Here is a 12,251-nt window from a genome sequence, read left to right as displayed (position 1 = left end):
CGTGCAAAGCACGCCTTTCTTTTTAGGTATTAGCTAAGTAACTGCTTAGCGCGATCGCAAATCGCCTCAGCATTCATGCCATTAAAATCAAACAATTGACCTGCCGAAGCCGTGGTTTCGCCGCGCTTCCATGAGAAAATATCGCGCTTGCTATTGCTACGGAGCATTACTGGCTCAAGGAGTGCCGATGCACCACCAACGACACCAATCAAAGCATCACCACCAAAGAAAGCCTCAAAATCAGCATCACTTAGGAACTTGCCATCTGGCTCAGAGCAAGTATCCCAAGCTACATCAGTCGGACGATAAAGGCGACGAGGGCTAACAACTGAGACAATTTTGGAGCCGATCCCTTGTTCCGCGAGCTTTTGGGCAGCTTCGTAAACAGGAAGCAACATCATGTCACCGATGACAGCAAAAACAACTTTCTTATCACCTGCAATTTCTTGCAAAGCGATCGCGCCATCTTCTAGAGCCTGTCTGGTTTGCTCAAAGGTAGTACGGATTGGCAAAGGAGATTTACTTGCTGTAATCACCACACCCTTATTTACTGCCTTCAAAGCCCAGTCATAGCAAACCTGAATGCTATTGGCATCAAGCGGAAACAGTGGGAACACGTTGCCATTTCGCATCATTGCCGCAAAATAACCTTCGATTTCAGGACGTTGGTGTGTCCAGCCATTACGTCCTTGCTCTAAAGCTCCTGCGGTGAACAGACATACCGTTGCAGGCGTGGGACGACGCAACTCAGCCATCGCTTGAGTGACGGTCTGCCAAATGGGAAGTCCATTAATCGCAAAGGATTCATAGGAACACCAGAGAGTACGGCTACCCATCAGCGCTAAGCCGACTGCCAAACCTGCACAGGCATCTTCACTCAGAGGTTCATATACCTGTCCACCAGGTTCTTGATTATAGAGAGCGTCAGTGGTGGGGTGATTGATTTTCAGAGCTTGGTTAATATTGGCAATTCCTGAAGCTTCGTTACCATCAGCATTGGTGACGATATAGCGCTTGTCGGTTTGTCCGACATAACCAACTAAGCGTCCCATAGCGGTAGTCGAGATCTTGGCTTCGCCAGCCGCATATTCTTCGAGAGGCAAAGTTCCCAAATCCGTTAATGCTAGGACTGATTCTGTAACCGCAGTTTTAGAAGAAGAACCGCCACCAGCCCATTCCAAATTGGTGCGAACGGTTTGCCATGCTTCAGGATTGAGCGCACGGGATTTTAAGCCAGCAACCACATCGGCATTGTCGAGGGTATGGTGAGCATAGAGATTATGGGATTTTGCACCGCGTGCATGAACTCCTGCTCCCTTAAGTTGCTTGATGATAAATACAGTCAGCTTCCCACCAAAGGCAAGTTTCGCCGCTTTATCCACACCAACGAGAACTGCTTCTGTAAAAGCAAGACGTTGTTTGAAAGAGAAGGCAGTACTATCAACATAAGCCCCTTCTTGATTTTGATCATCAAAATCCTTGGCATCAACTAAAATCACTTCATCAAAGCCATTCCCTTTCCAAAAAGCAATCATTTCGGCATTGGTCTTTGTCGAAACCATGCTGTGATGTTCTTGGCTAAACCCATTCCAAACTAGAATCGGAATGAAATTGGTGACTTCAGGATAGGCAACATGAAAATGGGCGATCGAGCTAATTGGATAGGGTTCACCCATCCCGCCATCGCCCATCGTTACTGGGAAAAGCTTATCGCGGTGTAACAGCGCCGCTGCCATCGCAAAATGCTGTCCCTGTCCAAGGGGCCCCGCAGGAGCTAAAATTCCGGGGATAAAGCCCGACAAGTGACCAAGCAAGCCATGCTTTTCACGATATCTTTCGCGCATTTGGCTTACAGTGCTGATGCCCATATCCTCAAGGGAGCGATCCAGAAACATGGCGCTGTAATATCCTGGGGCATGATGTCCCACTTCTGTGGGCATATTCTTATGACCGAGCATATAAAAGGCTGCTACTGCTTCGGCGCTACTAGCAAATCCGCCAGGATGACCTGATGCTTTGCTGGCTGTGACTTGTAAGGTGAGATAGCGCAGAGCGTCGGCTGCTAGTAAAGTTTGAAACACCGCAGCGCGATCGCTTGGATCAGTGACACCAGATTTGTCAGGGCTAAGAACGGGTATACGTCCTAGCTCGTCGAACCCCTCCAACGGTTCGCCAAAGTACTGAATGCCTTCACAAAAGGCGGGAGTGGCTGCGTTTGTGGTTTCAGGGGTTGCGACCATAGATTTTTTTTGACCTTGGGTTTGTCCAAACTAGAGGTTTAACTATGTAATGAATAGAAATTAAGAAATATTTAAATTTTCTCTAATAGCCATTTTAGTACAGTCCTGTTGACAAATCAAAACAAGTTGTAGACAGGATTTCGCCTATCCTGATCCAGTCTCAGGGCTATCTCGATAGAAGTTCCATTTATATGAAATAAACCAAAAAAATGAAAGCGGCGCGAAGCGCCGCTTTCATTTTTTGTAGTGCAATAAAAAGCACCTTACCCAAAAATGGATAAGATGCTTTGACATTTTTCTGGAGAAATTTTAAAAGTTAGAGACCGCATTGGCGAGGAATAAAATTGCGATCGTGCTCACAAAAAACTTACAGGAAAAAATTATCAGTTGAAAAATGGTCATTGTGTTAAGGCAGCTAGAGTGTGGAGAGAGCATTGGCTAAAACTAAAACAGCGATCGAGCCAGCGTAAAACTTAAAGATAAATCCGCCAAAATGAAATACTGACATCGCTTTGCTCCTCACTTCCTTAACTCTTGATGTAATTAGTATCAGGTCTTTCTCTAAGTTATGACGTGATGTAAGCCTTGATAGTTGCGTAATTGTACTCACTAAACATGTGTGATCGCGATCGCTATAGCAATATAAAACCCAAAAGATGAGTGGCGGCGCTTCGCGACGCCACTCATCTTTTGGTACTAAAACGAGCTATATCTTTCCTCCGCAAAAGGTTCGCCGCGATGGTGATAGCCATTGCGTTCCCAGAAACCTAGTTGCATTTTGTCGAGAAACTCAAGCCCATTCAGCCATTTTGCACTTTTCCAAGCATAGAGATGGGGGACTACTAGGCGCATGGGCCCACCATTGTCAATGGGTAACGGCTGATCAAAGAGTGTATGCGCGAAGAAATTCTCTTCTCGCACAAAATCTTCCATTGCAATATTTGTCGTATAGCCACCGTAGCAATGTTCCATTAAATGTACGGCTTGAGGATCAACTTCGATATATTTTAAGAAGTCTGTCACTTTGACTCCTTTCCATTGCACATCGAGTTTTGACCATGTAGTGACACAGTGGAAGTCGGCTGTAAATTCTGTTTGTGGCATAGCCATAAAGTCTTCCCATGTAAAGGTTTTCTCGGTGGCGAGTCCCCATACACGTAGTTGCCAATCTTGAGGCTTGATTTTTGGGGTGTCTCCATAGGTCATAATGGGAAAACCATTAGTTAATCTTTGACCTTTGGGAACACGGGCTGGATCTGGCGATCGCGATTGAAACAAACTTCCAAACATAGAAAATTTCTACTCTATATCAACTTTAAATATTATCGCTGTTTTTAGAGAGTAAGTAGCTACGCATAAATTACCTAGAAAGGGTTACTGAGTCAGTAACCCTTTCTAGGTTTTGGCATACCCTACTTGTAAAAATGCTAACCTTAAACAAAGTTCTGTTTGGTTTACGAGCATGTCCTTGACAGGGTTACCAAATATTTTGCACGACATTCAGGCACGTACTAGTTGGCAGCAACGCTGTCAATATTTGCTGATTGTCGAAAAATGGGCTGATATTGTCGGTGAATCGGTAGCTAAACAAACTTGCCCAATTGGGGTATATCAAAAAGCGTTACAAGTGGCTGTGTCTAGTTCAGTTTGGTCACAGGCTCTGACCTTTGAAAGAGTAAGGATTTTGGCGAAAATAAATGCTCTATTTGTTGGTTCAGGAAATTTAGCGATCGCCGATATTCATTTCTCAACTGCAAAATGGGCGACCCAACAGCAAACCTTAAAAGAGCGCAAAGTGGTCACTGAAGATCATCCTAGTTACTTACCACCTGCGATCGCCAATGAGTCATCCCCTCGCCAACTCAAGCCAAATCTTAAAATTAAATTAGAAACCCCTAAAGCACCTGAAACAGCCAGTGAAGCATTCCAGCGTTGGCAAAATGTGATGAAGTTAAGAACTAATCAAATGCCCCAATGTCCAAGATGCGATCGCCCCGCCTTAAAGGGCGAAATATCTCGTTGGCAAATGTGCCGAGTCTGTGCGATCGAGTATTTATTTAAGTGAAGTAGTGAGAGTAGCTCATTACTTTACCTTTGTTTCAAGACAAACAAGGGGTTTAAGCCCCTTATGATCTCCCAATTATTTTTGCGTTATGTCAAATCTTGAATCTCTCCATGCTTGCAACCCTAACTTTATTATCTGCTTACAAAAAGAAGATCATTACTACATCGATTTATCTGGGGCAAGGGGAGAAGATGTGGTGAAGCGAATGCGAAGAGCGATCGCTTTATCTCCTAACAAACCAACCTATCAATTATTTTCAGGAAGTTTAGGTAGTGGGAAATCAACGGAACTGCTGCGTTTAAAATCTGAGCTTGAGCAGCAAGGCTTTGCCGTAATTTATTGTATGGCTGATCAGTATCTCCAAATTACTGATGTGGGCTTAACTGAGCTTTGGCTCGTGATGTTGAAGCTGATTTTGCGACAGCTAGAAAACAAAGGCGATTCATTATCCCTAGCTTATTTACCCAATGCGATCGCTGAAATCGAAAAATGGATGAAAATGCTTCCATCGGTAGGCTCTAACTATGTGCAACGGTTACAAAAAATTTTGCAAGCGTTGCAAGATAGTGAGCAGAATCGCCGACAGTTACACCATCACTTGGAAACACGTCTTCCCAATTTGCTAATTGTGGCGATCGAAGAAGTAACAGGACTCGCTGTTGATCGGCTTAAACAAACTGGAAAAAAAGGGCTAGTGTTTTTGGTCGATAACCTTGATCGTCTATCGATAGAGCAGGTCGAGAGCATTTTTGGCAAAGGTGGTAAATATTTACGGCAATTTCAATGTCATACGATTTACTGTTTGCCATTGCTCGCGATCGTCCATCCTGATGAGCAGTTTCAGCTAAGATTTCAACAATATTTGAAGGGAACTGTCCCCATTGTCTTGTCAAATCTACAGCTATGCGATCGCGATGGAGTAGTTAATTCTGAAACTCTAAATCTACTACGCCAAGTTGTTTTAGCGAGAATGATGCCAAATATTTCCCCTGAGCAGCGATTAGAGGAAATTACTAACTGCTTTGATCATCTGGAAACTCTTGATCAGCTATGTTTAGCAAGTTATGGTCATCTGCCCTATTTACTATCACTGTTACAGGGTTGTTTGCAATCACAAGATCCGCCGATTGATTTGGAAACTGTCAACCACATTTTGGAGAGCGATCGCCTCACTCGTTTATCAACTATCAGAGTTCGCGATCGGCAAGCTTTGCAGAAATACCTGACTAACGATCACGTTATCTCTTCCGAAGCACTAAATTTGTGTCGCCGCCGATTACTGTTTGAAAATCATGATGATCAGGGCTATTGGTTTAGCAGTCCTTTTGCTACTAAAAATCAAGGGAATTAGCACCGCTAATTCCCTTGATAATCCTTTAATACCAACACACAAAATGGCTACGCCATTTTGTGTGTTTATAGCTATAGCCACCTGTATCAGGACTCAAATAGTGTGAGGCGGCGCGAAGCGCCGCCTCACACTATTTGGGTTTTATGTCCTAACAAGAATGGCGACAGCTATAAAACCCAAACCCAAACCCGTAAGGTTGCGCCCCGCAGGGGCGCAACCTTACGGGTTTGGAATTTATAATCTAGGCGGCAACCAGTTGTTCTGATTCTTTGATGAGACGTTCAAAGGTTGCCCGCATCTTCAGACCAACGATAATTTGCAATAGCCCAGTACCATTGTTAGACCCTGGATAATCAGGATGCTTGAGCAGCAACTGAGTTAATTCGCCGTAGAACTTGGTATTAATGCAACTGAGATGATTTTCGATATAGACCATCTCTTCAAGGCGATCGAATTGTCCATCAATCTCCAAGACGCTTGCAGGTTGACCAAGCCAGCTATCGGGTCCCGAAAATAGTTTGATGCCTGGATAAGAGCAAGTCAGCTTTGTACCGCAGGGAATCCAAGAAATTGTTGAACCTTCATCAAATAAGTAAGCTGGCTCAATTCCCTCAACACCACTGCGTTGCACTAATCGCACCCGCAATACTTTTCGCTCTGTATCATTAGCAATCAGATTTGTGGGTAGGATTTGAATGATCACATCAGCATGGGCTTTTTGAGGATCAATATATGCTTCAAAGTCGGGTCTACGGGATTCGATCGCTTGCATGACATCCGCAAGGGTATGACCACGCTCCGCCATATCGCGTTGAATTTTCCAAGCAATCTTAACTTCATCACTGAGATCAAGATAAATACTGAAATCGAGTAGCCCACGTACACGCTCATCATAAATTGGATGTAATCCTTCGATCACAATCACTTTATTTGGCTCAACCAACTCGGGAGGATCGAGTAACCCTGTCTCGTGGTTGTAAATCGGTTTCATGATCGATTTACCTTCCTTGAGGGCTTTGACTTGCTCATACATCAAGTCAAAATTATTCGCACGCGGATCTAGTGCAGTAATTCCAGTTTCTTTCCGTTGCTTGCGATCTAGGCTGTGATAGTCATCTAGACAAATCACGGTCATAAATTCTTCGCCAAACAGATCATTTAATCTGCGTAAAAATGTAGATTTCCCACAGCCAGAGTCTCCTGCAACTCCGATCACCACAACTCGTTTGGGTTTACTGCTCATAATTCTGAACCGATCCTTATAAAATTTGATTAAATTGTATTTATTATTACTTCTTTCCCAAGATCAAATCTACCAAAACAGTGATACCCATATTTGCTTTTGATTTAACTTTAATAATTGCTGTTGTTTGTGAATTTAATATAAAAATAAACCACAAATTATAAAGTGTAGAGTCTTTGGAAAATATAGCGATCGCCACTAGGGCGTAGCCGTAAAATAAGGAATCAGATTTTTGGTAGCGCAATGCAGTCGCGCTACCAAAAATCGGTTCCCCTAATTAAATTGCAGAACCATTATGCATGTCATAAACTCAAAATTTAAGTTGCCAGATTCGCGAAAATTGATCAATTTTGGGAAATACTTTCTATTTTCCTTGCTGCTTTTATTAGGCTTGCATTTCGTAGCTTACGCAAATAATCCTGAAGTTATAATTCAGCCTGAATGGACTGCTAATTTAGAATCGAATACTCAACTCATTACGACTGGTGAACAGTTATTTGTAATTGAGAACCAGAAGTTCAATGGAGAGCAAAGAGATTATTCGTCAACTTTATTTGCGATTAATACTGCATCAGGAAAAGTGCAATGGCAGCAGAAATTACCACCCTATCAGACTCTTGGTAGCCGCCAGTTAATTTTAGAGAATGGAACTATCTATGCTAGTCATGACAATGGCGTTGTGGGATTTGATCCTGCAACTGGTTCTCCCAAAATATCTTTTAAATATGCAGAAGAAATGAGTGGCGGTACTCGTGATCGCTTGATGGGCATACATCAGGATATTGCCGTATATGGTGATTCTATTCCAATTGACAAAGGTGTATCTTGGCGTTCAGACTATCAAACAAAAGTATTTGGCATCACTAAAGATAAAACGCTCTGGTCATATCAGCTTCCTAAAACTAATGGGTTGATTGGTATTCAGGCAATTAAACCAGTGGTACAGAATGGAATTCTATTGTTACCTTCCTTTCACGACACAACCGCAGGTCGGCTTGAACAATTTACGGTGATGGATGTTGTTTCAGGCAAAGTTTTGTGGACGTGGGAAGCGCCTCAAGATCCTAATGGTTTATGGGATGCTGATGTTTTTGGAGATACGATCTATACTTCGGTCTTTGGACATACTAAGACGCAGCCATCGGGACGCATCCGTGCGATCGCTCTTCAAACTGGTAAAGAGAAATGGTCGTATGTGATCACTGGCAAAGTCAGAGCTGTTAGCGATCGCGAAGTCTTGGTCTGGGAACCTAAGCGAAACTCTCAGGGTAATTTTGTGGTTTTAGACAAGGAGACAGGGCGATTCTTACGCAGATTTACAGTGACTCGTGAATATGATAACGAGCCTCAACAGTTAACTTGGGTAGATGGTCGGGTTTATATAGAAGATATGGAAATCAAAAATGTGACTTATGGCTTTTACGGTTCGGCTGACAACAATAGTTGGATCAGTGCCTTTGACGATAAAACTGGCAAATTAGTCTGGCGGACTCCCACTTTGATGAATAGTCATATTTACTATCCACCTGTGGTGAGTGCTGTAGCCGATAAACCTGAGAAGAAACGTTTGATTTTTGCTAGCAATTTTCTGAGAACAGAAGGTAATAGTAGAGTTCAATCTTTTAGTATTCCTTAAAATCCCAAAAAGATTTGGGGCGCTTTGCTCTCCAACTCTCTGCTTACAAAAAAGGCATCGCTTTGCGATGCCTTTTTTGTTTAAACCTTGCTGCGGAGAATATCGCGACTGATCGCATTTTGGAAATCTTCTACATGAGATGTGTTTTGTGGTAGCCATACATCTCCTGTAGCGATGTCCCTTGGAGGCAAAACATCATAAATAGGCTCTTGCAAAAAATAAGTGTCCTTTAGCTGCACTAACCACGCTTCCTGTCCTTGGTCTTGTACCCTTGATTGAATGTCAATGAGGCTCGTGGGTGCAATGTCCAAATGGTGATCCAGTTCAAAATCTACTGCCAAGTTATTGCGATCGCAGGGAAATATCGAAGCGATCGTCGCTAGTCCTTGAATTGCACAAGCAGGGAAAGTCTCAGTATCGAAACCAAACTCATCCATAAGTTGCCGACAGATATGTGCCGATTCAGGATTATCGGGATAGCCAAGGGAATGAATCAAGACTCTACTTTCAATAGAAGTTTTGAGAAATTCAGGCGGATTGAAAATAACTAGGGTGGTGTATACCCTCGCTAAATAACAAACTGCCTCTTCAGGGCATAGAGAAATGGCTACGGTTATCTTTGCTCGATCAAGCATGATGCAGAAATGCAAGTACTTTTGATGTTTAAGCTGACAGCATACAACGATTGTTGAGTTTGTGCTTTGCTGCAAATGACTTAATCTTGCGCCAAAATCGCTAATTTAGGGCAAAGACTGGCTATTTTGCTTAACCTTAAATTTCAGCAATAAAATCGTTGTACTGGCTGACTAATTCCTTGACGGAAAGTTCAAAAAGTTGTTGCCCATGTTCGATGGTGGCGAGGGCAGGATTTGATCCCATGCGTCCATCGGGGTAGCGTTTGCGAAATTCTTCAGGACTATAAATGCGACTATCTTTATTGACTGATGCGCTCAGTGGGGCGTTTTTAATTGCGTCGGGATAGAGATACATCGTCACCGCAATTTCGCTGGGCGTAGCGTGATAGCCTTCTTGATTGCCATAAAGCTCTTTGACTAGTTTATAAATTTCACCACTTGCCCACCAGTTACCGAGCCGACAGCGAACGTCGGGCAGTTCGTTATAAATCTCAGTAAAGGCGGTTTTGAGAACGGCAATATTGCCACCATGCCCATTCAGAAAAAAGAAGCGTTTGAATCCATGCTTGGCAAGCGATCGCACCACATCATGAATTACTAAGGTCAGCGTAGAAGGCTTGAGGCTAATCGTCCCTGCAAATCCTGTGTGATGCTCTGCCATGCCCAGAGTTAACGTTGAAGTCACTAGAGCATCAGCTTCTTCGCCAACGGCACGGGCGATCGCTTCGGCACAAATAAAATCCGTGCCAATTAATCCCGTGGGACCATGCTGCTCAGTGGAACCGATGGGAATAATCACTGCTGGCGATCGCTGCAAGTAGGCTTCAACTTCTTGCCATGTGGATAAATGTAGGAGCATAGAATTTATTTAGAAAACTAGTAGAAAACTGGGCAAGGCTTACTTTACGCTAACAGAGATTTCAGGCGATCGGGTTTGTATTAACTTTGACTTACTCGGAAATGCTTTAACAACATACTTATGAATGTATAGAGCCAAGCGTTAACATATTAGTAAATAGTGAATTCTTAGTCATGTTTTCAAGCAATCTTAAACCTACGCAAATTCTGTCTCCTCAAGAATTAAGCGTTTTAAATGCCAAGTCAAATCTAAAAGGAACCTTGCAACTAATAGGACATTTAGCCGTGATGGTAGGTAGTGGCTATCTCTGGGGTGCAAGTATGGGAAATCTGAGCGATCGCTGGTTTATTGCTCTACCTGCATTAGTGCTTTACGGGTTTAGCTTTGCTATTATGTTTGCTCCATTGCATGAGGCATCCCATCGCACCGTTTTTACGAATAATCTAGCCAATGATGTCCTTTGTTGGTTCGCAGGACTTTTATCTTTTTATAACAGCACCTTCTATCGGCTCTATCACAAGTGGCATCATCGCTATACCCAAATTCTTGATAAAGATCCTGAATTAAGCGATCGCAAGCCAACCAATCTCAAGGAATATATCATCGAAATTAGCGGGATTACTTGGTGGATCGGCAAGTTTAAGAGACATTTCCTTACAGCGATCGGCAACTTAGAAAATTGTCCATTTATTCCCGAAAGCTCTCGTGCAGAAGTGATTCGTTCAAACCGTTTGCAGCTATTGGTTTATGCGGTAGCGATCGCTATTTCTGTGTATTTCCAACAGCCTTGGTTTATCACTTACTGGATGCTACCCCTCGCAATCGGTCAGCCATTTTTGCGATTCCTGCTCTTAGCCGAGCATACCGATCGCCCCAATACCGACAATATGCTCGCCAATACCCGTACCACCCTTACCCTTGCGCCCTTGCGATTCCTGATTTGGAATATCTCCTACCATGCCGAACATCATCTCTATGCTTCCATTCCCTTCCATCAATTAGGCGCAGCCCATTCAAAATTAAATTCTCATTTTGAATGTGTCGAAAATGGCTACTTCAACGTCCATCGCCAAATCATTGCTAATTTTGACGCGAAGACTGAGAATTCAGTAGCATGAAGAATATTTTTACGATTAAGAACTTTCAGCTTCAGTGCGGTGCAGTTTTGCCACAAGCACAATTGGTGTATCAGACCTATGGCGAACTAAATAGCGATCGCTCGAATGTAATTCTTTATCCTACATCCTACGGAGCGCAACATCCTGATATTGAGTGGCTAGTGCGACCTGATGGCATTCTCGATCCGACCAAATGGTTCGTGATTATCATCAATATGTTTGGGAACGGTCTATCGAGTTCGCCTAGCAATTGTGTAGAATGTGGCTTAGCTGAGCAAGGCTTCTGGTTTACGCATCTAGATAATGTCACGGCTCAAGAGCAATTGTTGCGTGAAGTCTTGGGGATTGAACGCTTAGCCCTTGTTTACGGTTGGTCGATGGGCGCTCAGCAAGCCTATCACTGGGGTGCATTGTATAGCGATCGCGTGGAACTCATCGCCGCCATTTGCGGCACGGCGAAAACCACCGATCACAATCGCATCTTCTTAGAAAGTTTGCGCTATTCCCTAACTGGCGATCCAACTTGGAATGGAACTAGTTTTGATGGTATTCCCGATCTCGGTTTTCGCACATTTGCCAGAATTTACGCCAGTTGGGCAGCATCCCAAGCCTTTTATCGCGAAGGTTTGTACTATCAATTTGGTTACGAATCTCTCGAAGATTATCTCCTACGTGGTTGGGAAGCAGGCTATCGCAAGCGCGATCCGCGAAATTTGATGGCGATGCTTGATACTTGGCTCAGGTGCGATGTCAGTGATAATCCCATTTATCAAAAAGATTATGAACTTGCCATGCGATCAATCCAAGCGAAAACCCTAGTCATGCCCAGTACTACGGACTTGTATTTCACCACCGAAGATTGCGATCGCGAAGCTTCTCTAATTCCCCATAGTGCCTATCTTCCTATTCCATCAATCTGGGGACATCGTGCTGGCAATCCCTACCAAAATCCTGTAGATGAGCAGTTCATTTGTCAAGCAGTTGGGGAATTGCTAAGTCGCTAAGGAATGAAAAATAAATAACTTATGCATTTCAGTTATTTTGAGGAATAGCTCTATAATTCCATTTAGGAAGATATTCATCAAAAATGATAGGTAGATTTTC

The 12,251-nt window shown here is 43.3% G+C and carries 11 protein-coding genes; 5 read left to right on the top strand and 6 right to left on the bottom strand.

Annotated features, from left to right (window positions below):
- Window positions 1-29 precede the first annotated feature (29 nt).
- The 3 genes from H6G05_RS22750 to H6G05_RS22740 all read right to left on the bottom strand — a co-directional run bounded on the left by H6G05_RS22750 (window position 30) and on the right by H6G05_RS22740 (window position 3,530).
- Window positions 30-2,240 (bottom strand): phosphoketolase family protein, encoded by a 2,211-nt coding sequence (locus tag H6G05_RS22750; RefSeq protein ID WP_190581868.1) that lies wholly within the window; start codon window positions 2,238-2,240, stop codon window positions 30-32.
- A 415-nt stretch (window positions 2,241-2,655) separates the two neighbouring features.
- The gene (locus tag H6G05_RS22745) at window positions 2,656-2,850 is read right to left on the bottom strand and encodes a hypothetical protein (protein ID WP_190581866.1); all 195 of its coding nucleotides are present in this window, start codon (window positions 2,848-2,850) and stop codon (window positions 2,656-2,658) included.
- Window positions 2,851-2,936: 86 nt separating this feature from the next.
- Window positions 2,937-3,530: a sulfite oxidase-like oxidoreductase gene (locus tag H6G05_RS22740; RefSeq protein WP_190581864.1), complete on the bottom strand. Its 594-nt coding sequence runs from the start codon at window positions 3,528-3,530 to the stop codon at window positions 2,937-2,939.
- A gap of 172 nt (window positions 3,531-3,702) precedes the next feature.
- On the opposite strand from H6G05_RS22740, the gene H6G05_RS22735 reads away from it, so the two are divergent.
- Both H6G05_RS22735 and H6G05_RS22730 read left to right on the top strand, forming a co-directional pair.
- The gene (locus H6G05_RS22735; RefSeq protein ID WP_190581862.1) at window positions 3,703-4,305 is read left to right on the top strand and encodes a DciA family protein; all 603 of its coding nucleotides are present in this window, start codon (window positions 3,703-3,705) and stop codon (window positions 4,303-4,305) included.
- Window positions 4,306-4,393: 88 nt separating this feature from the next.
- Window positions 4,394-5,656, top strand: a complete 1,263-nt coding sequence (locus tag H6G05_RS22730) for a P-loop NTPase family protein (RefSeq protein ID WP_190581860.1) — start codon at window positions 4,394-4,396, stop codon at window positions 5,654-5,656.
- A 241-nt stretch (window positions 5,657-5,897) separates the two neighbouring features.
- Here the strand turns inward: H6G05_RS22730 and H6G05_RS22725 are convergent, their stop codons facing one another.
- On the bottom strand, window positions 5,898-6,899 hold the full coding sequence (locus tag H6G05_RS22725) for a phosphoribulokinase (protein ID WP_190581858.1): 1,002 nt from the start codon (window positions 6,897-6,899) through the stop codon (window positions 5,898-5,900).
- 373 nt (window positions 6,900-7,272) lie between these two features.
- Between H6G05_RS22725 and H6G05_RS22720 the strand changes: the two genes are divergently transcribed.
- Window positions 7,273-8,535, top strand: coding sequence for an outer membrane protein assembly factor BamB family protein (locus tag H6G05_RS22720; protein ID WP_190581856.1), 1,263 nt, complete (start codon window positions 7,273-7,275; stop codon window positions 8,533-8,535).
- A gap of 80 nt (window positions 8,536-8,615) precedes the next feature.
- Here H6G05_RS22720 and H6G05_RS22715 read toward each other — a convergent pair whose 3' ends face one another.
- Together H6G05_RS22715 and H6G05_RS22710 are read right to left on the bottom strand one after the other, a co-directional pair.
- Window positions 8,616-9,170, bottom strand: coding sequence for a hypothetical protein (locus tag H6G05_RS22715; protein WP_190581854.1), 555 nt, complete (start codon window positions 9,168-9,170; stop codon window positions 8,616-8,618).
- A gap of 136 nt (window positions 9,171-9,306) precedes the next feature.
- Complete coding sequence (locus H6G05_RS22710; protein ID WP_190581852.1) at window positions 9,307-10,029, bottom strand: creatininase family protein; 723 nt, start codon at window positions 10,027-10,029, stop codon at window positions 9,307-9,309.
- A gap of 173 nt (window positions 10,030-10,202) precedes the next feature.
- On the opposite strand from H6G05_RS22710, the gene H6G05_RS22705 reads away from it, so the two are divergent.
- The gene (locus tag H6G05_RS22705; RefSeq protein ID WP_190581850.1) at window positions 10,203-11,147 is read left to right on the top strand and encodes a fatty acid desaturase family protein; all 945 of its coding nucleotides are present in this window, start codon (window positions 10,203-10,205) and stop codon (window positions 11,145-11,147) included.
- Window positions 11,144-12,151: an alpha/beta fold hydrolase gene (locus H6G05_RS22700; protein WP_190581848.1), complete on the top strand. Its 1,008-nt coding sequence runs from the start codon at window positions 11,144-11,146 to the stop codon at window positions 12,149-12,151. Before H6G05_RS22705 ends, H6G05_RS22700 begins: the two co-directional genes overlap by 4 nt.
- Window positions 12,152-12,251 lie beyond the last annotated feature (100 nt).

The sequence above is a fragment of the Phormidium tenue FACHB-1050 genome (assembly GCF_014696925.1).
In the GTDB taxonomy this organism is placed as follows: domain Bacteria; phylum Cyanobacteriota; class Cyanobacteriia; order Pseudanabaenales; family Pseudanabaenaceae; genus Pseudanabaena.
This window is presented reverse-complemented; position numbering and strand designations above follow the sequence as displayed.

What these genes read in the sequence shown, in the direction of transcription:
- H6G05_RS22710 (WP_190581852.1), bottom strand. Translation starts at nt 10,029, where the DNA reads ATGCTCCTACATTTATCCACATGGCAAGAAGTTGAAGCCTACTTGCAG.
- H6G05_RS22740 (WP_190581864.1), bottom strand. Translation starts at nt 3,530, where the DNA reads ATGTTTGGAAGTTTGTTTCAATCGCGATCGCCAGATCCAGCCCGTGTT.
- H6G05_RS22700 (WP_190581848.1), top strand. Translation starts at nt 11,144, where the DNA reads ATGAAGAATATTTTTACGATTAAGAACTTTCAGCTTCAGTGCGGTGCA.
- H6G05_RS22730 (WP_190581860.1), top strand. Translation starts at nt 4,394, where the DNA reads ATGTCAAATCTTGAATCTCTCCATGCTTGCAACCCTAACTTTATTATC.
- H6G05_RS22735 (WP_190581862.1), top strand. Translation starts at nt 3,703, where the DNA reads ATGTCCTTGACAGGGTTACCAAATATTTTGCACGACATTCAGGCACGT.
- H6G05_RS22750 (WP_190581868.1), bottom strand. Translation starts at nt 2,240, where the DNA reads ATGGTCGCAACCCCTGAAACCACAAACGCAGCCACTCCCGCCTTTTGT.
- H6G05_RS22725 (WP_190581858.1), bottom strand. Translation starts at nt 6,899, where the DNA reads ATGAGCAGTAAACCCAAACGAGTTGTGGTGATCGGAGTTGCAGGAGAC.
- H6G05_RS22715 (WP_190581854.1), bottom strand. Translation starts at nt 9,170, where the DNA reads ATGCTTGATCGAGCAAAGATAACCGTAGCCATTTCTCTATGCCCTGAA.
- H6G05_RS22705 (WP_190581850.1), top strand. Translation starts at nt 10,203, where the DNA reads ATGTTTTCAAGCAATCTTAAACCTACGCAAATTCTGTCTCCTCAAGAA.